The sequence below is a fragment of the Lysinibacillus macroides genome (assembly GCF_001281525.1).
Lineage (GTDB): Bacteria > Bacillota > Bacilli > Bacillales_A > Planococcaceae > Lysinibacillus > Lysinibacillus macroides.
The window spans coordinates 285863-308210 of the sequence record NZ_LGCI01000002.1; the positions used below are offsets into that span (position 1 = coordinate 285863).

At 36.8% G+C, this 22348-nt stretch carries 23 protein-coding genes and 1 other RNA gene; 8 read left to right on the forward strand and 16 right to left on the reverse strand.

The window, feature by feature from the left end; translation table 11 throughout:
• The first annotated feature begins 54 nt into the window (after window positions 1–54).
• The 3 genes from ADM90_RS01470 to ADM90_RS01485 all read left to right on the forward strand — a co-directional run bounded on the left by ADM90_RS01470 (window position 55) and on the right by ADM90_RS01485 (window position 3459).
• Entirely contained in the window at window positions 55–1017 is a 963-nt protein-coding gene (locus ADM90_RS01470) for a DMT family transporter (protein ID WP_053993304.1), read from the forward strand.
• 478 nt (window positions 1018–1495) lie between these two features.
• Entirely contained in the window at window positions 1496–2206 is a 711-nt protein-coding gene (locus ADM90_RS01475; RefSeq protein WP_053993305.1) for a hypothetical protein, read from the forward strand.
• A 111-nt stretch (window positions 2207–2317) separates the two neighbouring features.
• Window positions 2318–3459, forward strand: a protein-coding gene (locus ADM90_RS01485) for an IS3 family transposase (RefSeq protein WP_152927953.1) whose coding sequence is annotated in 2 segments (ribosomal slippage) — window positions 2318–2591 and window positions 2591–3459 — 1143 coding nt in all. Because the reading frame shifts where the segments join, the coding sequence is not laid out codon by codon here.
• A gap of 68 nt (window positions 3460–3527) precedes the next feature.
• Here the strand turns inward: ADM90_RS01485 and ADM90_RS01490 are convergent.
• Together ADM90_RS01490 and ADM90_RS01495 are read right to left on the reverse strand one after the other, a co-directional pair.
• Window positions 3528–4208 (reverse strand): hypothetical protein, encoded by a 681-nt coding sequence (locus ADM90_RS01490; protein ID WP_053993306.1) that lies wholly within the window; start codon window positions 4206–4208, stop codon window positions 3528–3530.
• Window positions 4209–4219: 11 nt separating this feature from the next.
• Complete coding sequence (locus tag ADM90_RS01495) at window positions 4220–5332, reverse strand: mandelate racemase/muconate lactonizing enzyme family protein (protein ID WP_053993307.1); 1113 nt, start codon at window positions 5330–5332, stop codon at window positions 4220–4222.
• A gap of 79 nt (window positions 5333–5411) precedes the next feature.
• Between ADM90_RS01495 and ADM90_RS01500 the strand changes: the two genes are divergently transcribed.
• On the forward strand, window positions 5412–6653 hold the full coding sequence (locus ADM90_RS01500; RefSeq protein ID WP_053993308.1) for an HTH domain-containing protein: 1242 nt from the start codon (window positions 5412–5414) through the stop codon (window positions 6651–6653).
• A gap of 47 nt (window positions 6654–6700) precedes the next feature.
• On the opposite strand, the gene nhaC is transcribed toward ADM90_RS01500, so the two are convergent.
• The 8 genes from nhaC to ADM90_RS01535 all read right to left on the reverse strand — a co-directional run bounded on the left by nhaC (window position 6701) and on the right by ADM90_RS01535 (window position 15588).
• On the reverse strand, window positions 6701–8140 hold the full coding sequence (gene nhaC / locus ADM90_RS01505; RefSeq protein WP_053993309.1) for a Na+/H+ antiporter NhaC: 1440 nt from the start codon (window positions 8138–8140) through the stop codon (window positions 6701–6703).
• Between the two features lie 274 nt (window positions 8141–8414).
• The gene (locus ADM90_RS01510; protein WP_053993310.1) at window positions 8415–9524 is read right to left on the reverse strand and encodes an amidohydrolase; all 1110 of its coding nucleotides are present in this window, start codon (window positions 9522–9524) and stop codon (window positions 8415–8417) included.
• A 197-nt stretch (window positions 9525–9721) separates the two neighbouring features.
• On the reverse strand, window positions 9722–9865 hold the full coding sequence (locus ADM90_RS24650; RefSeq protein ID WP_162838593.1) for a hypothetical protein: 144 nt from the start codon (window positions 9863–9865) through the stop codon (window positions 9722–9724).
• 379 nt (window positions 9866–10244) lie between these two features.
• Window positions 10245–12287 carry a TRAP transporter permease gene (locus tag ADM90_RS01515; RefSeq protein WP_053993311.1) on the reverse strand — a complete coding sequence of 681 codons (2043 nt, stop codon included), beginning with the start codon at window positions 12285–12287 and terminating at the stop codon, window positions 10245–10247.
• The gene (locus ADM90_RS01520; protein WP_053993312.1) at window positions 12284–12796 is read right to left on the reverse strand and encodes a DUF1850 domain-containing protein; all 513 of its coding nucleotides are present in this window, start codon (window positions 12794–12796) and stop codon (window positions 12284–12286) included. The genes ADM90_RS01515 and ADM90_RS01520 overlap by 4 nt, the downstream gene beginning before the upstream one ends.
• 127 nt (window positions 12797–12923) lie before the next feature.
• Window positions 12924–13931: a TAXI family TRAP transporter solute-binding subunit gene (locus tag ADM90_RS01525; protein WP_053993313.1), complete on the reverse strand. Its 1008-nt coding sequence runs from the start codon at window positions 13929–13931 to the stop codon at window positions 12924–12926.
• A gap of 240 nt (window positions 13932–14171) precedes the next feature.
• Window positions 14172–14720: a superoxide dismutase family protein gene (locus ADM90_RS01530; RefSeq protein WP_053993314.1), complete on the reverse strand. Its 549-nt coding sequence runs from the start codon at window positions 14718–14720 to the stop codon at window positions 14172–14174.
• A gap of 97 nt (window positions 14721–14817) precedes the next feature.
• Window positions 14818–15588 carry a LysM peptidoglycan-binding and 3D domain-containing protein gene (locus ADM90_RS01535; protein ID WP_053993315.1) on the reverse strand — a complete coding sequence of 257 codons (771 nt, stop codon included), beginning with the start codon at window positions 15586–15588 and terminating at the stop codon, window positions 14818–14820.
• Window positions 15589–15886: 298 nt separating this feature from the next.
• On the opposite strand from ADM90_RS01535, the gene ADM90_RS01540 reads away from it, so the two are divergent.
• A complete protein-coding gene (locus ADM90_RS01540; protein ID WP_053993316.1) occupies window positions 15887–16066 on the forward strand; it encodes a putative motility protein in 180 nt (59 codons plus the stop codon).
• A gap of 59 nt (window positions 16067–16125) precedes the next feature.
• On the opposite strand, the gene ADM90_RS01545 is transcribed toward ADM90_RS01540, so the two are convergent.
• Window positions 16126–17061 carry a GGDEF domain-containing protein gene (locus tag ADM90_RS01545; RefSeq protein WP_053993317.1) on the reverse strand — a complete coding sequence of 312 codons (936 nt, stop codon included), beginning with the start codon at window positions 17059–17061 and terminating at the stop codon, window positions 16126–16128.
• Window positions 17062–17302: 241 nt separating this feature from the next.
• Window positions 17303–17743, reverse strand: coding sequence for a hypothetical protein (locus ADM90_RS01550; RefSeq protein WP_053993418.1), 441 nt, complete (start codon window positions 17741–17743; stop codon window positions 17303–17305).
• 172 nt (window positions 17744–17915) lie between these two features.
• On the opposite strand from ADM90_RS01550, the gene ADM90_RS01555 reads away from it, so the two are divergent.
• Both ADM90_RS01555 and ADM90_RS01560 read left to right on the forward strand, forming a co-directional pair.
• Entirely contained in the window at window positions 17916–18554 is a 639-nt protein-coding gene (locus ADM90_RS01555; RefSeq protein ID WP_083448420.1) for a YfbR-like 5'-deoxynucleotidase, read from the forward strand.
• Between the two features lie 104 nt (window positions 18555–18658).
• Window positions 18659–19174 carry a zf-HC2 domain-containing protein gene (locus tag ADM90_RS01560; protein WP_053993318.1) on the forward strand — a complete coding sequence of 172 codons (516 nt, stop codon included), beginning with the start codon at window positions 18659–18661 and terminating at the stop codon, window positions 19172–19174.
• A gap of 33 nt (window positions 19175–19207) precedes the next feature.
• Here the strand turns inward: ADM90_RS01560 and ADM90_RS01565 are convergent, their stop codons facing one another.
• The 3 genes from ADM90_RS01565 to ADM90_RS01575 form a co-directional block, all read right to left on the reverse strand.
• Window positions 19208–20209, reverse strand: coding sequence for an anti-sigma factor (locus ADM90_RS01565; protein WP_053993319.1), 1002 nt, complete (start codon window positions 20207–20209; stop codon window positions 19208–19210).
• A complete protein-coding gene (locus tag ADM90_RS01570; RefSeq protein ID WP_053993320.1) occupies window positions 20202–20732 on the reverse strand; it encodes a sigma-70 family RNA polymerase sigma factor in 531 nt (176 codons plus the stop codon). Before ADM90_RS01570 ends, ADM90_RS01565 begins: the two co-directional genes overlap by 8 nt.
• Before the next feature lie 151 nt (window positions 20733–20883).
• Entirely contained in the window at window positions 20884–21222 is a 339-nt protein-coding gene (locus tag ADM90_RS01575) for a zinc ribbon domain-containing protein YjdM (protein ID WP_053993321.1), read from the reverse strand.
• 396 nt (window positions 21223–21618) lie between these two features.
• On the opposite strand from ADM90_RS01575, the gene ssrS reads away from it, so the two are divergent.
• Window positions 21619–21811: non-coding RNA, 6S RNA (ssrS, locus tag ADM90_RS23565), on the forward strand.
• Window positions 21812–21975: 164 nt separating this feature from the next.
• Here ssrS and ADM90_RS01580 read toward each other — a convergent pair.
• A complete protein-coding gene (locus tag ADM90_RS01580) occupies window positions 21976–22287 on the reverse strand; it encodes a hypothetical protein (protein WP_053993322.1) in 312 nt (103 codons plus the stop codon).
• Window positions 22288–22348 lie beyond the last annotated feature (61 nt).

Genomic DNA, 22348 nt, shown 5'->3' on the forward strand with positions numbered 1-22348 from the left:
ATTTTCAAAATTACATACGGAGTGTAAGATGCAACTCCAATTGAGGTGATCGTTATGAGAGAAATTGCATTAGGCATTTTAGCTTCTCTGTTCTTTGCTGTTACATTTATTTTAAATCACGCAATGGAAATGCAGGGAGGAAGCTGGCTATGGAGTGCATCGCTACGATATTTCTTTATGCTCCCCTTTTTACTGGTTATTGTCTTTTATCGTAAAGGCTTTTCACAGTTATCCGGGGAAATGAAAGCACAGCCTATCGCATGGCTACTTTGGAGCTTTGTTGGCTTCGTATTATTCTATGCACCATTAACATTTGCAGCAGCATTTGGACCAGGCTGGCTTGTATCAGGAACATGGCAATTTACAATTGTTGCTGGGGTATTATTAGCGCCCCTCTTTGTTTCCGTTATTGCTGGAAAAAAGATACGTCAAAAAATTCCGTTAATCTCCCTACTAATTTCATGTGTAATATTAGTAGGTATTTTACTTATTCAAATACCTCAGGCACAATCTGCTTCATTTAGGAGTTTAATGCTTGGTATTTTACCCGTTATCATCGCTGCCTTTGCCTACCCTCTTGGGAATCGTAAAATGATGGACATTTGCGGGGGACGTATTGATACCTTTCAGCGTGTACTTGGTATGACAATCGCTTCAATGCCAGCATGGATTATTATGGCTCTTTATGCCATGGTAACAGTTGGTCTTCCATCAATAAGTCAGATGTTCCAATCTTTACTTGTTGGAATTAGCTCAGGGGTTATTGCAACCATCTTATTTTTTATTGCAACAGATCGTGTAAGAGACCATCAAGGTAAACTAGCTGCTGTGGAAGCCACACAATCGACAGAAATACTGTTTGTCATTATTGGTGAGGTATTACTACTCGGCATCGCCTTCCCAAGTCCTATTGCACTTGCAGGTCTTGGTGTTATCATTATCGGGATGTTGCTGCATAGCTACTATACAATGATATTAGGTAAAAAAAGCGTGACTCAACAATCCACTTCCTCATAACAGTCCATGCGAATGGGCTGTTTTTAATTTTCATTAAGCAAGTTACTATGTTGATCACCCCGCTTTTCTGATTTATCGCTCAGCCTTTTAGGATTATCGTTAAACCTTTCATATAAAAAAGACGACTCTATCCTATAAATGGATGAGCCGTCAAGAGATTTTCACGTTCCCAAAAAATGAGGGGGGTTTTAGGAGCGTAATCATGAACTAGCAAACTTCTGGAGAAAAGTAGCTAAAGTTCATCCTCTCTACACTGTATTGTAGAGGAGGAATAATCTTTATACGATAATGATAATCATTATCAATTAAATTGTCAATAATAATCTTAAAAATTTTTTTATTAATCATATAAGGGAATAACTCTAATTCATATATATCCTATATGTTTAATATATTTTAATATATTGCATTCTATTTGTGAAGCAAAAATGATTACTTTATAATTAAGGAAGAGAAGTTCAAAGAAAAGAGGATGACCATGCCAGCTTTAACAATGGATCAAGTGCAGCAACTAAACTCTTATAGTATTTATACAACTGAACCAAAGCGGACTTTATTTACATTGGCTGATATACATAAGGACTTTTACCATCCTGATTTTTTAAACCTGATGATGGGCATTACAGATGCAGCAACAGAGACCGCAGCTATCTCCCATTTTGCGCGCCGTTATGGTATGTTTTTTGCCATGCAATTTTATATGCTTGCTGCCTATGATGAGGTGTGGGAGGGCAAGCCAATTGAATTGCGCTTTGATGCCGCAAAAGAGTTCAATAGCTTTACCGTTGCCATGTTCGTAAATCCCAATGACTGGCGTTATGTCGATGAAGATGAACGGCAAGCTGTGATTGAAAAAATTCTATACGATGGTCATGTGATTGTGCAGCAGCTACGAAAGGTCACATCCATCTCCCCTCTAACAATTTGGGAAAACTTTTTTGGCTATTTACTTTGGCATTATCATGTACTACTAGCCAATCCCGGTTTTGCCGACCAAGCAATGGAGGATATAGAAGCCTTAGAAAACCCTAAAACATGGACACGCTTCTCCAATAAATCCTGGTGGGCACAATATACAGGCAATCAGAGCCCAACAAATTTAGTGAATGTGCCTGTCCGCAAATCGTGCTGCTTTTCCAAGGATATCCCTGGTTTAATGGCTTGCGGCTTTTGTCCAATGAAAAAATAAGAACCTTATCCTTCAATTTGGCACTGACCTAAAAAAATGAGACAAATAAAAACACCTTTCGTTGAAAAACGGGTATTGTACCTTATCAAATCAATGTGGAGGTGTTTTTCTATGGGGACAAGAGTGAGTTACCCAGTGGAAGTGAAAATGAAAGCAATTGAAATGAGATTAGCAGGCATTCCTGTAAAACAAGTACTAGAGGAGCTAAATATTCGTAACCATTCTCAGTTAAAAACATGGATGAAATGGTACAAGAACGGCGAATTACATCGTCTTGAACAGCCAGTAGGAAAACAATATACATTTGGCAAAGGGCCTGAATATGAAAGTGAAACCGCTAAGTTACAAGCAGAGAATCGTTATTTAAAGCAACAAATTGAAGTGTTAAAAAAGTACGCAGAGTTGGAGAGGAAGTGGTCCCAAAAGTTGTAGTAGAGCTAGTAGAGGAGTTAAAAGAAAGGATGCCGATTGGTGAAATCTGCCGTCATTTAGGTGTAGCTCGTTCGTCGTATTATCGCTGGAAGGTCAATGAAAATAAATTCACTCAAAAGGATCTTCGAGACCAACAAATTGGCGACTTGTGCAAGTTACACAAATTCAGATACGGCTATCGAAAAATCACAGAATTACTTACTGACATTAGTGAGAAAACGGTGCAACGTGTGATGCAAAAATACGGCTGGCAATGTCGTGTAAAGGTAAAGAAACGTAAACGTACGGGACAACCAGCTCACATTGTTCCTAACTTATTAGCACGTGATTTTACGGCATTAAAACCGCTAGAAAGGCTCGTAACAGATATTACTTACTTGCCTTTTGGACAATCTATGATGTACCTTTCAAGTATCTTAGACCTATTTAATGGCGAGGTTATTGCGTTTACAATTGGTTTTACACAAGATACCGACTTTGTCTTAGATACGCTAAATCAATTACCCGATCTACCAGAAGGCTGTATCCTGCATAGCGACCAGGGTTCTGTTTACACATCTTATGCATATCAGAAGGCAGTCAAAGAAAAAGGAATGACCATGAGCATGTCTCGTAAAGGCACGCCCGCTGATAATTCCCCAATTGAAACGTTTCACTCCTCGCTAAAGTCTGAAACGTTCTACCTCGATGATATTTATCGCACAACAAATGCGTGTGTCATAAATATTGTCGAAGAATACATTTACTATTATAACAATATTCGGATTAAAACGAAATTAAACAACCAGTCGCCGGTTCAATACCGTCAACTGGCTGTATAATAAGGTGTTTTCATACTGTCTCAAAAATAGTATTCAGTGCCTTTTGCTTTAGTGAAGGATAAGGTTCTTTATTTTTCGTACACAACAAACCAATCATTATTTTCTTTAAACATAGCTGTGCCTAGATAGCCTTGCTTTAAGAGCTGTTGCTGAGCTGCTGTATCTTCCATTGATACGGTTTGTTTATCTGTAAAAACAGGCAGTTTTTGACGTAAATCCTTATAGAAAATATAACGTAATTTATCGACATATTTAATTTTTAAGCCTTTAATCACAAGCCCTTGAGAAAATTTATCCTTTAAGCTTGGAATATTATAGGGCTTCACGGTTGAGCATATATAATCGTATTTTTCTAAATCAATATGGCTCATCACCACCGCTGCTAATGTTTGCTGTAAGCCATAACCGCGATATTTCGGGGAAACATTGGATATTTCCTGATATAAAACGCGATGGAAATCATGCTCTGCAATGCCACAGTCGTATCCAAGATGCTCATCGTCAATCGGAGGATTTAATAAAGCACGAAAGGCTATTAATTCTCCCCCTACATACGCACCAATCATCATACCATTGCCATTTAAAATATAATCAAATTCCTCTGTCGTTAAAGGCTGTAAAATCGTTTGATCTTCTAATGCCTGATAAACCTCCATCTGTAGCCTCTCAATTTGCTGTAAATGCTGCGATGCTAATTGTATAACATAAAATGGTGTTTCACCAAGCATCCCTGTATAAAGCTTTTCCATACGCTACCCCCTTAGGCTGTGACAACTGCTGAGAATTGACATAATTCCTGAATGACAGCTTCATCTACATCTACGCCTAAGCCAGGCTGTTCATTTAAGCAAATAAATGGTACATCATAATGTAGGTTGCCCACATCTTTTGAGAATTTAAGTGGTCCTGTTAATTCAACACTCGTCATAATCTTTTTTGAAAATGCTACATGGAAGCCTGCAGCAGAACCTACAGAGGACTCTACCATGGAGCCAACCTGACATTCAATGCCTGCCATTTCAGCCATCACAGCAAGCTTCATAGCAGGATAAATGCCCCCGCATTTCATTAATTTAATATTTACTTTATCTGCTGCACGTTTAGCAATAATTTCACGCATTTCACGTACACCACACAGCCCCTCATCAATCATCAATGTTACATCCGATTTTGATTTAATCTCAACCATGCCATCAATATCTTCACTATTAACTGGTTGCTCTAGCCAATCAATATTCAGGTCTTTCATAACGCGTAAGCCCTGTAATGTAGTGGCTGCATTGCCCCATCCTTGATTGACATCAACTCGAATCGCAATATCCTCTCCCACGCGCTCACGTACTGCTTTAATACGAGCAACATCACGCGTTACCTCTGTTCCTACCTTCATTTTAAATGAACGGTAGCCCATTTCTACACGCTTAGCCGCCTCCTCTGCCATAGCTTCAGGTGTTCCAATACTTAAGACATGTGTAATTGGGAATTTCTCATGATAGCGTCCACCTAATAGCTGGTATACAGGCACGCCTAATGCCTTCCCTGCAATATCGAAGCAAGCAATATCAATAGCTGCCTTTGCGGCTGGTACATCCTTGACAATTTTATTCATTTTATCATGTAGCTTTTCAAATGCCATTGGGCTTTCTCCAATAACAACAGGCGCTAGATGATTTTTTAATACCTCATAGGTACTTTCCCATGTTTCACCTGTGACATGCTCATCTGGAACGGCTTCTCCATATCCAACAATACCTGTATCAGTTGTTACTTTTAAAATAATGGAAGGCATTGTATCATATGTAGCATAACTAATAATAAATGGTTCAATTAGTGGTAAATGGATAGCAAAAATATCTATTTGTTGGATTTTCATAATTATTCATCCCCTTATTACTTTATTGGTCGTTAATATGTCGCTAATTACTAAAAAAAATAGAAAAGGAACGATGCCCATGTCTACGAAAATAGCGATTATTTGTTCTAAAGCCTTTATGCAACGTATTATTAGTATCGCACAAACTATAACCAATATTCAATTAGAATTTTATTTGTACAATCACCCTGCTGAAGCACCTGCCCTATTAAAACAAATTAAACCTTGTGATGCTCTTTTACTTGGCGGGACATTGCCTTATTTACATGCCCAATCATTGCTTTCGGAACTACCAATACCTTGGAATTATATTAAGCAGGATGAAACAGCGATTTCTACAACGTTATTATCGCTAGTAGCTAAACATGCAATACCCATCCATCGAATTTCAATTGATGTAATGAACCCGATATTTGTTGATAATGTTTTAACTGAAATAGAATATGATGGGGAAGGACCCTATGTTCAGCATATATCCATCACAGAGCCAACTGAAACTATTTTACGCCAGCATATAGCTTTATGGAATACCAAAAGCATCGATTTTGTTATTACAAGTATTCATAGTGTTTTCGACGAATTACAACAACAACAAATACCTGCAATGCGCATGTTAGATACAACGAATGCTATTATCCAAAGTCTCGAGGAAACCAGATCAAAATCTCTATTAACCAAATCTGAATCCGTTAAAGCTGTCGTTGGCTTATTGGAAATTCCTGAAGATACGTCCGTTCAATCGACAATTATCAATCATATTGCTAAGGCTACCTTTTCAACGTATAAGCAAATTACCTCGCACTCCTTTGAGCTTTACACAACTGCTGGACATTTACAAAAAGTACTTGAAAAGGGTAACTTGGAAAAGCTTATTCAGAAAATCAATCAGCCTTTTAAACTGGCATTTGGCTATGGTCATTCCATTTTGGAAGCCACACAACATGCACAACATGCCCTAGCATTTACAAAGTCTTACGAAATTTATGTTCTCGATGAACATAAAAATTTATTAGGGCCTTTTCCAAATTCTGAAGGCAGATTATCTTTAAAAACGGATGACCCTTATGTTTTGCAAATGGCAAAGCTAACAAGCCTAAGTCCATTAAATATTTCTAAAATTATTAATTTCAGCCGTGAACGACAATCAGCTCAATTTACAGCACAAAATCTTGCTGAATATTTACAAGTTACGCGACGCACTACTGAACGTATTATTAAAAAATTAGTTGATAAAGGCTATGCTAAGGCTGTAGGTGAAGAAATGACGCATCAGCAAGGCCGCCCACGTACCATTTATGAATTAAATTTTGCTACATATTAAGGTAGAATTCTCGTAGATACACAGATGTCTACGAGAATTCTAAGCTATTAATCTGTCGTTATCATATGATCAGCTTCTTGTTCCTCTTGACGCTTCTCAGCGGCAGCAATTTCTTCAGGTGTTAGCTTCACAATTGCAAATCCAATATAACCATAAATAATTGAAATAATCGGCACTACAAAATTCAGAATAGCGTATGGTGCATATTCCATCGCACCTACACCTAAAGTTGCTAAAATAAACACACCGCACGTATTCCAAGGGAAGAATACAGAAGTTAATGTCCCCCCATCTTCTAAGGCACGTGATAGATTTTTGGAATGAAGCCCGCGTTTTTGATAGACACCTGCAAACATACGCGATGGAACAACAATTGAAATATATTGCTCAGAACATGTTGCGTTTGTTGTTACACATGCTGCAATTGTTGAAGCAATAAGACTACCTGTAGATTTAGCAAACTTCACAATGACATCCATCAGCGCTTTTAACATGCCTGAATACTCTAAAATACCGCCAAAAGTCATGGCAACAATTGTCATTGAAACCGTATACATCATAGAATCTAGGCCACCACGGTTAAATAAATCGTCTACCATATAATTGCCTGTCGAAATTGTAAACCCTTCCTGTAAGGCTTGGACAGCACTTGTAGCTGTACCGCCTTGTACAAAGATTTGTAGGAGGAAGCCTGCTACAATTCCAATAATTAAGGCTGGAATCGCGGGTACTTTTTTAGCAACTAATACAATAACCCCTACCGGTACAAGTAATAATAATGGAGAAATCACAAAGCTGTCCTCCATCACTTTTAATGTTGTTAAAATTTCATCTGACTGCATTGAAACATCTGCAAATTTTCTACCCATAATACCGAAGACAACAAGCGAAATAATCAATGCTGGAATTGTTGTATAAAGCATATGCTTAATATGATCAAATAAATCTGTACCTGTTAGGCCTGCCGCTAAATTCGTTGTATCTGATAACGGTGACATTTTATCCCCAAAATATGAGCCTGAAATAACCGCACCAGCAATCATTGCCGCTGGAATACCCATACTTAAGCCAATCCCCATACCTGCGACACCAATTGTCGCCATCGTTGACCATGAACTACCAATCGCTAAAGATACGATTGAACATAAAATCATAATTGTTACTAAGAACCACGCTGGAGAAATTAATTTTAAGCCATAAAAAATCATCGTTGCTACAACGCCGCCACCGATCCATGCACCAATTGTTAAACCTACTAAAATAATAATAACAATAGCAGGTAAAGCAAGACGTATTCCTTTATACATCATTTCTTCAATTTCTGACCATTTATAGCCATGTAATTTGGCAATAATTGCTGCTACAGTTGTACCGACAAGTAAAGGTACGTGAGGACTTTGCTCTAAAACAACTACAGTAATAAGCATTACAATAATCATAATAGCAAAAGTCAACAGTGCCCAACCTGCATTGATATTTTTTTTCATCTTTTCATCCCCTTTTTGCACCAAGCCCTATTTCGAATTTATAAAGACGCAAATATTTTTTTACGTTTTTTAGCTTAATATTCAAAAAATTAAAAGTCAACGCAAAAAAATTATGCTTCTCAAGCAAATTTCACTATTTTAGCGTAATAAAACGCTTCCAAGTAGCAATTGAAAACCTAGTAAACCCTTGAATATCCATGTATTTTTAAAAGTGTTCATACAAAAAGCTATATGAAAAAACGTTACATTTTTTCATATAGCTTTTTTTAATTTTTTATTCTGGTTTTTTTTCCAATACACATGCAAGCACTTTTGCAGCATCTATGAGGGCACTACGATCAAAGGTCATTTTAGGATGATGTAATCCTGGTGATAAGTTTGCCCCTATTCCAATCATTGCCGCTTTTAACTCTGGTTTTTTCACTGTATAGAAATGGAAATCATCACTGCCTGGTGTAGTTATTTCATCTGCTAGATGCTCCTCACCTAATGCTTCAATAATTGCATCCTTTGCCATTTTTGCAGCAATCGGTGAAACCTCAGCACCTGGTGTAAAGTCAAGCCACTTCCACCCCATATCAATATCAAATTGTTGCTGGATTGATTTTAAACCAGCTTCAATTTTACTGCGTAGCAACTCAAGTTGCTGATTATGTTGCGCCCGAATATCCATTGAAAAACTAGCCTTACCAGGAATAATATTGGTACTACCACCATCTGCAATAATTTTTGTTAGCTTTGCAGAATGTGGTTCAAAAGGCGATAGATGGATGCTATGTAGCATTTGTTGGACAGCCATAATCACATCAATCGAATTTTTCCCCTGATGTGGTCTTGCACCATGTGCGTCAATCCCTTGAATGGTTCCCTCTAAAAAGTAGGCTGCACCATGATGAATTGCTGGCGAAACCTTACCAAGTGGCAATTCTTCAATTGGTCGTAAATGTACACCAAATAAATGTGAAACCCCTTCAACCGCTCCATGGTCATAGGCTGCACATGCACCATTCCCCAGCTCTTCGGCGGGTTGGAAAATAAAACGTACACGATGCTGTAATGGTTGGTCTTTCAGCAGGAATAATGCACCAAGTACCATTGTGATATTCGCATCATGACCACAGGAATGATTCGCCTGCCATACCCCATCCACCTCTTGCCACAATGCATCCATATCTGCGCGTACCGCCACCATCTCATCGCCTGTTCCGATTTCAGCAAGTAGTCCAGGAACATCACCAAATAAACGATATCCTACATTCAATTCATCCAATATCGAAGCAATCTTCTTCGTTGTCTCAAACTCTTTCCAGCTTACTTCTGGATATTTGTGAAAATGATCAAACCATTGATAGATGGTTTCCTCTATTGTTAACACTGTTGACATCACTACACCTCTCTACGCATTTTTGTTTTTCATTATACATGAATCAATTTGATAAACACATATCTACCTTTAGACCTATCTAATCAAAAAAACTTACTATATTCAATAGATATGCCTCTAACCATCCATTTAGTCATCCCATATAAAAGGGCTATGTTAAAAGTTATCCACTTTTAGCATAGCCTCTTCGGTCAATCTTATAAACTTGTAAAAAACCCCTCTGGATATTCTTCATAATGTACTTTAGCTGTTTGCTCCTCCTGTTTCTCTTCCTCATCTTGAAAGTCAAACTCCTGATCCATCAAATATGTTTCGAATTTTGAGTTTAATAATTTTCCCATTATAATCACTCCCTAATTTATTGAATTTTCTGATAAAATAATTATACATTAAGAAATTAATAAAAAGCAATGATTTATACGCATTATGCATTATTTATATCAAACATATCTCATAATTAGATTAAAAATAAATCTATATACTGTTCAAATTTATTTCCCTTCAACCCATAAAAAATCCGCTCAATTTTAGTTGCTAAATTGAGCAGATTTATATTTTACTTTACAAAAAAATAAGCTAAAAGAACTAATTAATTTCATTAAAATTCTAAAATTTTCTGCCTGTGCTCTCTCTTTCTCCTGCTTAAGCATTTCATTATTACATAGAAATAATATTTTATCCTGTTGTTTATAGGAGATTTTACATTAAAAATTTAGTTTTTCAAGATACTGGAACACCTGTTTTATTATCCGTATTATCATGGTGATTGCCCTTTTTATGCGATAAAAATTGAATGACTAACATCACAATAAAGATGGCTAAACCTGTCCAATCGGAAAACTTCTCTGGATAAATAAGTAATAATCCTGTAGCAATAATAATGATTCTTTCAACCCAAAATAGTTTACGATACCAATAACCAATCACCCCTGCTCCAATTGCTATCATTCCAGTAATCGCCGTAAATATTACCCATAATATTTGTGGTATTGTTGTATCAATCATTAATAAGGCTGGTGAAAAAACAATCATATACGGAATAATAAATGCCGCAATGGCTAGCTTTGCTGAGTTAACACCTGTTTTAATTGGGTCACCACCTGAAATACCTGAAGCTGCAAAGGCTGCAAGTGCTACTGGCGGTGTAATATCCGCAATAATCCCAAAGTAGAACACAAAGAAATGAGCAGATAGCAGAACCACTACTGGTACTAATTCTTGCGGTGTATTTGGTGATAATAATGCCACAATTGCTGGTGCAGCAATTGTTGATGTGATTACATAGTTAGCCGTAGTAGGTGCTCCCATACCAAGAATTAAAGAAGCAATCATGACAAAAATTAATGTCAAAATAATACTACCGCCAGCTAAAGCTACTAAACTATTAGCTAGACTTAAGCCAAGACCTGTTTTTACAACAACACCTACAATAATGCCAGCACAAGCTGTAGCTGCCACAACACCTAGAGCAGTACGAGCACCTTCCACCAATGCATCAATCACATCTCTAGGTTTTAGACGTGTTTCCTTATTAAACATCGTTACGACAATTGAAATAACAATTCCGTATAGTGCTGCATGCATAACGGGCGTACCTGTTAACATTAATATGATAATAGCAATAATAGGTAGTAACAGATAAATCTTCTTAAAAACTTCTTTTCGATTTGGCATTTGATCATCTCGTAAACCTTTTAAGCCAACTCGTTTCGCTTCAAAGTGTGTCATAATCCAAATACCTGTAAAGTATAAAAGTGCTGGGATAGCTGCCGCTTTTGCAATATCCCAATATGTGATACCTCGGCCAATAAACTCGACCATTAAAAATGCTGCTGCGCCCATAATTGGTGGCATAAGCTGTCCACCAGTTGACGCTGCTGCTTCAACTCCCCCTGCGAATTCCTTACGATAGCCTAGCTTTTTCATCATGGGAATTGTATAAGAGCCTGATGTCACTACATTGGCGACAGAGCTCCCTGAAATTGTACCTTGAAGGGCACTTGAAAATACAGCTACCTTTGCAGGTCCTCCAATTAATTTACCAGCTAGTGCGACTGCTAGATCATTAAAATATTGACCTACCCCTGTTTTCACAAGAAATGCTCCAAATAGTAAAAATACAAAAATAAATGTGGCTGATACACTAATTGGTGTACCAAATATACCATCTGTTGTAAAATACATGAGGTTCACAATGCTTTCTAAATCCTGTCCTCTATGTGCCATAAACGCTGGGAAATATGGCCCATAGTATGCATATGCTAAAAAAACAATTGCAATAATTGTAATAGGTAATCCGACAGCACGTCGAGCAGCCTCCAATACTAATACAACCGCCGCTAGCCCGACAATAAAATCTAGCTGTGTTATAGAACCATTGCGATTCACAAGCTCTGCATAATTCATTGTCCAATACGAGCCTACCCCAATAGAAACCAACGCTAATAAATAATCAAACCATGCAATTTTATGCTTTGGCGCCTTTTTACGAGCAGGAAACAATAGAAAAATCAGCGTTAACCCAAATCCTAAATGGATCGTACGTTGAATCTGAGCTGGAAATTGCCCAAAAATAGCTGTATAAAGCTGGAATAATGAAAATGCTAAAAGACCAAAGAAAATAACATGCTTCATAACACCCGATATATTTCTTACATTTGATTCGATATCATATTTTTCAAGTATGGCTTGTTGCTCTTCAGCAGAAATTTGTTCGAACTCTTCTACTTTTTCTTCTTTTTGCGGTTTTCCCCTTGTTGTCATTTCATCCTAACTCCTTTCCACTGTTCATAGAATGATAATCGTTTAATTTGAAATAAATAGGATTTTCCCCTTTGTAAATTTTCTTTTAAATTATATTCAACATCTTGATAAATCAATACAAGCTCTAAATCTAAATCCCCTATATAAATAGTAAAATTATCAATTACCTTATCATAAAAATGTAGAAAATACTTGCCGTCTTGTTGAGTTAGCGTTTGATTTTCTTCTGCATAGCTAGGCATACCAATTGCTAAGTCCTCATACTCCATCTCTAACATTTGTAAACGATGACCCTCTACATATTGATAAGTTTCCAACACATCTGTTTGATGGATGGAATGCGTATATCTAATTTGAAATTTCTTCTCCGTTGTAAGTGGTATGTAGTACTGTTTTGGCTGTTCCGTACGTGTTTCTGTAAAGATGAACACCTTTTGAAGAGGAAGCAATAGGGCAATGCCTAGGCAAAAACAACATAAAACTGCTATCATCAATGTTCGCTGCCGCATTTTATCTATACCCCACTTTAAAAGCTATTCGTCTATACTTGCCGTAAGAAAGAGGCTCGAAGCTTTATGCAACCCGAACCTCTTTGTGTTTTAGACAATTATCATTTATATTTAGATCGCTTTATCATTATTTCTTCTCATCAAAGTATTTTTGAGCCCCTGGATGTACATCAATGCTAATACCATCTAAACCTGTTTCTGGCTTAATAAACGCTCCCTTCGGATGGGAAATTTTATCTGTATTATCATAAATCGCCTTTGTCATTGAGTACACAACATCCTCTGGTAAATCCTTTTTCACAGCTAACATCGCAAGCACAGAAACTGTTTCTACATCATTTGCAATACCGTACGTACCTTCTTTTACTGTATCTTTCGCATAATAAGGATATTTAGCAATTAGCTCATCTGCTTTACCCGCATCAACACCAATAATATTTACTTTCGTTGTAGCATTTAATGCTTCAACAGCAGCTGTTGGTGTACCTGCTGTAATAAATGCCGCATCAATTTGACCTGATTGTAAACCATCTGTCGACTCACCAAAATCTAAATTTTGAGCTTTAATATCATCCATTGTTAAGCCATGGATTTCAAGTAATTGCTCGGCATTTGCATAAGTACCTGAGCCAGGCGCACCTACAGATACCTTTTTCCCTTTTAAATCTGCATACGTTTTAATACCTGAAGCTTCAGTTGTTACTAATTGGATTGTTTCAGGATAAAGTGCCCCTAAAGCTGCAATTGTATCAATTTTATCTCCTTCAAACATTAACGTTCCTTCAGTAGCATAGTAAGCAATATCTGTTTGAACAAATGCAATTTCACCTTTATCTTTTTCTTTTAAAGCAGTCATATTGGCAGCCGATGCTTGTGACACCTCAGCCGTTGTTTTAATACCTGTTTCTGTTGAAATTAAATCAGCAAACGTACCACCAAGTGCATAGTAAGTTCCTTGTGTACCACCTGTTAATAAGCTCAAAAATTTAATATCAGACGTTGGCTTATCAGATGAGGCAGAATCATCTCCCTCAGAGCTCTCTGGCTCACTTCCGCTATCTGATCCACATGCTGCTAAAATAAATAGCGCAAAGATACTCAATAGCATCAATAATTTAAATTGCTTTTTCTTCATAAATAACCTTCCCCCTTTGGTTAAAATTTAAGAATCTCCTTAAAATTATCAAAGATAGTATAATAATGTCAATCTATTTATAGAAAATTTAGTATTTTATAATTATATTCTTTCTCCATTTCTACTAATTTACAATATACGTTATTCCTCTAATTACCCTTTTTTTTCTACAATAAACCACTATTTCATCCTATATAAAAACTGTATCCACCAGCTAGCAGATACAGTTTATCTATTATTTTATTGAATAACACCACAAGCAATTCTTGCCCCTGAATTACCTGCTGGATCTGTTTTATAATCATCCGCTGACTCATGAATCACAATGCTACTGCCATCGTTATCTAACAATGAATTTACTTGATCCTTTTGCAACGTAAGCCCCTCTGCTAAGAAGGTTAGATCTACATTCCCATCCTCACCAACTTCTAAATTCGGTAAATCGCCTAGATGATAGCCTTTTGGATTTAGCTTGCCATGCTCCTTATTAGTTGGGTTAAAATGCGCACCTGCTGATTCAAATTTAGGAGGCTCACACTTCCCTACCTCATGAATATGAATACCATGTGTACCCGGTGGCAAATCTGTTAATGCTAACGTCAGCATTACGCCATTACTCTCTTCCTCAAAATAGACATTTCCGTAACTTTCATTATTAGCTCCAATAACTTTTGCTGTAGCTGTTAGTTGCGATGCATTTACAGGCACCTGCTCCTCCTTTTTATCAAAGAAACTACAGCCACCAATAAAGACTAATAAAGAAAGACTGATTAAGCTTATTTTTTTCATCCACAATACCTCCTTTATTTCTGATGGTTGCCAACTTCACTACTACTTATGCAACATAAAAGGGATTTCTCCACATTTAAGAAATCCCTCACCCCACCTAATTTAAAACTTTCACTGTTACTGTTTTGACACCCCATTCGAGTGCTTGTCCCTTCGTTGGAATAAATACATCAATTTTATTTCCCTTAATTGCTCCGCCTGTATCAGCTGCTATTGCTTCACCATAGCCTTCCACCCAAACCCTTGTGCCCAGAGGAATTACACGCGGGTCTACTGCAATTACCTTTAAGTTTGGATTCGAACGAATATCTGTTCCGTTTGCTGTAATACCAGAGCAGCCCTCACAATATGCTGTATAAGCAGTAGCACGCATCGTAAATGTTTTACTAGCGCTATTTGTTGGAGCACTTACAGACTGTGTTTGTGCTGCTGTCTCAGGATTTGTAGAAGTACGCTCAACTGCCTTAGGTTTTGCCTTTGCTGCCGAAGCCTTGATAGCCAAGCTTTCACCCGCGTAAATTAAATCTGAGGCAAGATGATTCCATGCCTTTAATTCATCTACCGACACATTATTTGTACGTGCTATGGAAAATAATGTATCACCCTTTTCAATCATATACTGGCCCTCTGGCATTTTTATTATTTCCGTTTTTTCCTCATGCGCCTTTTGTTCTAAGGACTGTCCTAGTGACTCCATTTCGTTTAATTGTTGAAATTCACCAACCGATAAATTATAAATTTGTGGAATAGCCCATAGAATACTGCTTGGTAAATTCACCATTAATTTAGCGTCAGCTGAGGATGGACTAGCATACAGGCTGAAACTAAAGGACAACGCTACTGCTATAGCTAATGTTTTTTTCTTCATTTTACGTAATACCTCCATCATTTTATTATTTTTTGCAAATCTGCTATGAATGCACTAGAGTTGAACATTCTATTATGCAAGCAACAACAAATTCACAAATTGATAACTCAGGATTATCTACCTGATATTAGGAATTATTACTATAAAAGCGGAAAAATATACAATTCCGATGATTTTTTTAGCCATTTAAATGATTTTAGAGGAACCATCATAATGTTGGAGCGATTTTAAGAGGAATTAAATTTTATATTAGCTATTCAAATTTTTAACCGATAAAAGAGAAAAGGAGGGATGTAATATGGAAATGAATTCACTAATGTCCACACAGTTATTGGAGCTTCAACAAACTGTCCAAATGAGTGTAATGCAGAGTGCACTCAATGCAAATACATCTGCCGCTCTCGAATTGTTAGAAGACATGCCTCAGCAGCAAGCACCTCATCCTTATAAAGGATCAATGATTGATATTTCAGTTTAAGGCAAACAAAAAGCATGCTAGTCAATGACATTAGCATGCTTTTTGCTTCAAACCACCTGTTATTTAATAATCATTTGTCTCATATTTTTCACTACACATATACAATTTCTCCCTGAACGTTTTGCCTTATACAAAGCATGATCGGCAATTTCTATTAATTGATTGGGACTTTGTATATTAGGTGTAAATGCCGTAATGCCCGCAGACATGGTAACGGGTTTACCACAGACTGTTTCTTGTAAAGCTTGTTTAATACGTAAATTCTCGGCTAACTCTACAGCATCCTCGATTGTCCCTAAAGGGAGTATAATTAAAAATTCTTCGCCCCCATATCTAAAGCACATGCCCTGCTCCTGTGTACGCTCCTGCATATGATGAGCAAAGCCTTTTAGTACTTCATCCCCCACTGTATGACCATATGTATCATTTATATGTTTAAAATTATCTAAATCAATTAAGATGATGGCATGGGGCACTTTATTGATAATTAATTCATATAAAGTTTGATCCATTTGTCTACGATTAGGGATACCTGTTAACGCATCTAAATTCAATTGATTCGTTAAATCCTTAATTTTACTTTCCGAGCAAATCATCATATTTTGCACGTTTTTTTTCAACACATGGGCTTCATAATACCAAGCCCCAACCTTCTGGATCCCTTCCCCTCGTTCGATAGCTGTTGTGAGGACCTTTAAGGGCTGGACAATCTTTAGCGCAAATCCTATCACAAACGCCAATAGAACAGCTGTAAGTATAATAATCGGAATAATACTTTTTTTAAAAAATAAGCTAAAGGAAACAACATTATTATTCGCTGTTTGCCCCATAGTAGAAGTATTCTTTGTTAGATTTTGTAGATCGTCTTCAGTCATAGATGAAATTTCATAAAAGCTTCGATAGCTACTCCAAATACTGACGCTAGATGTGACGAGCATCACCATTATCGCCATACCCACAATAAGAAACGATAACTTTAACTTGAATTTACCCACAATAAATTATTTCTCCCACCTGAGATAATTTTTTCGTTAATTCTTATCCTTATTTCAACCCATAAACCTATATATATTTATTCAATCATCATACGCCTTAGTACTTAAAAAAAACTTAATATAACACCCATATGCTTTTCCCTAGAAAAATTAAATAACTAAAAAGATAATACTAACTACTTAAAGTTTTCTTTTATAGATTCTCAAGCAAAAAAAATCGCACTCTCTAAGGGGTGCGATTTTACCAAATTATTGGCTTTGCTACCATGAGCCATAGCATAATAAGCAATAACACAATATACATCCATGTCTTTCTCTGTAAAAGCGAGACAAATTGTTGGTGGTGATAGACTGGTGTATGAAATGTATGTAATGTCGGCTTAAAGGCTCTCGCCAAAAATACAATAGAAGCAAGCATTACAAGAAAAGTTAATATAATCCATGAAGTATTCCATGCATAACCAGCATGCCACATTAATAAAATACCTGATATAACAAGAATATGGCCTGAATGCTTGACAATCGCAATAGCTCCCTGAAAGGCTTCTATATAGGGAGGCATTTCAGCATTTGAAGCGATGCGCATTTTCTTTACAATCATGAGCATAACAAACAAAGGCCCAATCGAAAGGACAGCACTTAAAATATGTATATAAAGAAAAAATATATAGATTGAAAACATCATTTCGGCTCCCCTCTTTAGCAGTCCCCACCATTATAACATCCAGCCTAAGCTTGCTTGATTGGCATTTGTGAATCCTTTGTAAACATAGATTGAAACATTGTTAAATTGTTTGAAAATCACACAAAGAGGGTAAAGATTATAGTAACATGCACATATAGAACAAAAAGGAGTGATTTTTATAGGGATTCATCAATTTTTTACAAGCCTAAATGATTTAGAACGTATTATTCGTTGTCCTGGCCGCTTCAAATTTGAAGAGCATAATGTAGCAGCCCACTCTTGGAAAGTATCACAGTATGCTATGTTCTTTGCTACATTAGAAGAAATGCATGGGGCAAAGGTTGATTGGAAATCCTTATATGAAAAAACAATCAATCATGACTTTGCGGAGGTTTTTATTGGTGATATTAAAACACCTGTCAAACACGCAAGCCCAGAGCTAAAGCAAATGCTAGCCCATGTGGAAGAAAAGATGATGGAAAAATTCATTGTCAACGAAATTCCACAAGAGTTTCAGGTAGTTTTCTTTGAACGTATGAAGGAAGGTAAGGATGATACGTTAGAGGGTCGTCTACTTGAATTCGCGGATAAGCTTGATCAATTTTACGAGGCTTTTGCAGAATTAAAGCGAGGCAATACAGATAAGGAATTTGTCTATATGTATCAAACAGCTCTCTCTAAGCTTTTAGCCATTCCTCTTGAGGCCACAGTTCGATATTTCCGTACTGAAATTTTAAAGGACGCTGTCAAGGAAAAAACACATATTGATATTCAAGCATTAACAAATGAAGTGCTCACAGCAAACTAACAAGGTGCATGTACAAGTTTTCCGAATGAAAGAAAAATTCACGGAAGGCTTTTTTTATTTTCGATAAAAAGTCGTATAATTAGGAGGAGATTGGAGGAAAAGTTTTGTCACAAGTATGCGCCATTATCAAAGATTTATTACCGCTCTACCAAAAACAAATGCTGCAAGCACCAACAAAGGCATTTGTCGAACAACATTTAGCAAGTTGCCAGCAATGTCAGCAGCTCGCTAGCTTAAAACAAGTTAATCATCACTATTTACCGATGAAAAGAACCTTAGCATTTTTTCATATTATCTTTATTGTGTTGTCTTTTATGTTTGCCCTTAACTCATCCTTGCTTGGCAATCAAAAGGGCTTTGTAATCTCCTATGCCATTTTCGGTTGCCTTTCTTATCTTTTCTATAAAAATAGTTGGATTGTGGTTATCATCAGCTCCGTGCCTGTATTTGTTTGGGCTATTATTCATAATCTGTATAATGGGCTTTATACGACTGCCTCCTCCCTCACAGCAATCAGCACATTGCTAGTTGGTGCAAGCTATATCGCTCTTTTACATACGATTTTCGCCTTAATCGGGGCCGCTTTTGCTATTATGATGCGTAGAGTTACAAGGAGGTAGTTGTCTCCACAAAGCCGAGACAACTACTCATTACTATCTATTATCCCAATTCCATAGCTCAACAGCTCCAAGCACTTCATTAGAAATTCCTTCAATGTCTTTGAGCTTTAATAATTCCTTCGTTGGCCCTGTCACCACAGCCCCATAAACCTGAAAACCATTCGTTTTTAAATAATCATAGCGCTCTTGCAAATGAGCTACACCAAGAAAATCTTCAATATAGCTTTGTTTTTCATTGTTCAATAATTTTTCCATATTTTCTAGCATAATATGCTGACTTTTTTTAATGTTCGTAAAATTCTCCCCTATCCAGATATGCGAATAATCATCACTAACCTCCAATCCTGCTGACAGCCCAAAGGTATCATAAATTGTAATCGTGCCACTACCTTTACTGTGAAAAGCTGGATCAAAGGATTTTAATTCACCCGTATATAAAGGCATCCAAACAATGTTTATATCGTACGAAGCAAGTTTTCTCACCAGCTCTATTGGCTCCATAAACGTTGACATAGAAAAGGCCAGCTCCGCCACCGTGCCTTCAGGTATTTTTTCGAGTGTCTTCCAAACATTATGATTCAGCTGAGAGGAGGTTGCTTTCCCTGTTTGAGGATCTACAGGTAAATTAAAGCTAAATTTCTCAGACGCCTCTGTCGATGCTAAATCCATTCTCATCGTGGAAGCTGTATTCCAAATAGATTTTTCTATATGCATTTCGCCCACAACTACATCTTCTTTCCCTACTTGCTTCACAAGAGGGTAGTTTATTTTTTGTGTCAAAAGTGGTGTTATTTCCGTAGGCAACCTTGAGTTAAACTGGCCTTTAATATTCGGCTGTTGCCACTCTAGGACAATTAATGAATTATAAAGGTGTTTAAGGTCTGGCTGTGTTTTTTGGAAAATAATAGACACTCCTATAAGATAAAGTCCATAAATCACAGCGCATATTAACAATATACGTAATACACGAAACGTTAACGTAAAACGGTATTTCCGTAAAATTCTTTTTTCCATATCTTGCGACCACTCAGTCATCCTGAAAACCTCCATTCTTTTTAGCTACCTCTGCCAAGCGCTTTCGTGCACGATGTAAAAGTATTTTCACCTGTCCCTCTGATAGATCAAGTGCCTCCTGTAACTCTCGATAAGAAAATTGCTCATATTCGCGTAAATATAATATCACCCTGTAATTTTCAGGAAGAAATTTTAATAATAATTGGACATCCTCTGTGCTTTCCTGCTTCACAATAGCTTCCTCTGGCAGCCCATAAGGACTAAGCAGCTCATCTTTCCAAAATAAATGGGCAAATGGTATTGTCCTTCGCCTCGCTTGCTTACGCCATTCATCCAAATAAGTATTTCGTGCTACTTTAAATAACCATGCTCTCACATCCTCCTCTGTGTAAAATGACAGCGATATCGTAGCTCGTACAAAGGTTTCTTGCACTAAATCTTCTGCTATATGTACTGATCCAGACATTTTCAGCAGAAAATAATACAATGATTTCGCATATTTTTTATAAAGTTGCTCAAGCTCATTTTTCCGCTGTCTGTCCATACAATCCTCCTCGCTTGCTGTTTCACCAGTAAAACGCATGTCCCTGCTAAATGTTACAGTCATTACTAATTTTTTGTAAAAATAAAAAGAGCCGATTTTGAGTAGCTGTTATTGCTTTGGGCTACTCAATTCTCGGCCCTTTTTATGATCACTATGCTTTTTTCACGAATTCTGACTTTAATTTCATAGCTCCAAAGCCATCAATTTTACAGTCAATATTATGGTCACCTTCCACTAGGCGAATGCTTTTCACCTTTGTACCAATTTTTAATGTGGATGAGCTGCCCTTTACCTTTAAATCCTTAATAACAGTAACTGAATCACCATCAGCAAGTAAATTGCCATTTGCATCCTTGACAATCAATGCATCTGCTTCCTGCTCAATTGCCTCCATGCTCCACTCATGCGCACATTCTGGACACACATAGTTAACCCCATCCTCATATGTATATTCGGAATGACATTGTGGACAATTTGGATAAGCTGCCATTTTGTTTCCCCCTTTATATTTTTGCTACCTGTTCAATTATGCCCCGGCATCATGGCGTCCGGATTTTTTTCGAGTTCACACTAAATGCGTCTCTTCAAAATTCGTGACTTTTATCTTAATTTATCGAGGTTCGGATACTCGTAACACATGCCATCTGTAGAGGCAAACATTGAATCAAGATAATCCCTGTATATGCCTTTATCTTTACATAGTTAGGCATAATAAGCAAAGGTTGTTCGTCTTTTTTGTTCGTGTTTGTGAAAGAAATATGAAGCTCCTGTCCCTACTTGGAAACATTTCTATAGTGGAATTGTCGGCTTTGGTACATCTAACCATTGACATATTTGTTAAAACCCTCTTACTTGCAAGTTGAGCGATCATGTTTTATTATATCCATAAAGGCTGCATTGCTCGTATAATATTAAGTTTTAACCTTTAAGCTGTAAAAGGGAGTTTTATTATTGGAGTTGGAATGACGGGCCTCACACCACGGTGCATGAGGATAAGCAGGAAGGCTTCTGCGAACACCCACTTTGAGGAGTGGTGGTTTAAAACTTTCTATAATAACTACGGCATACGCGGCTTTTTACTTAAATATTGTTATATCAAGATGTATACAAGCATCTTAGCCAAATTGGTTAAGGTGCTTTTTTATTCCAAAATAATCCTTGAGGTTAAACTTCTTTGCTATTAAAGATAAATAACAATGGACCCCCATTATTGAATGGTCTTCAATAATTGAGATACTGCACTTCAAGACTTCTTCGCTAAATCATTGAGAGTTCTACTATCTTTTATTAAATTAGGATGCAGTATTTTATTTCTTTCTAGCTTCCTAGATTCATTAAGTGGATATTTAACTTGTGAACTGATGAGGCCATTTCTTTTTGCAAGTTGAATATTTGAATTGAAATTACCACTAGGATTTATTTCGTTTTTTCTAAGAAAATTATCCAACTTTTCTTCTAACAAAACCTGTGATAATGCTATAACTGCTGCATCATGACCTAATTTATAGTTCTCTTTTAATTCATGATATATAGTTCCTGTAATTGTCCATCCCACCTTATCAAAATATACATAACCTTTATTGTATTTATATTTTAGTTTTTACTTAAATCCATCA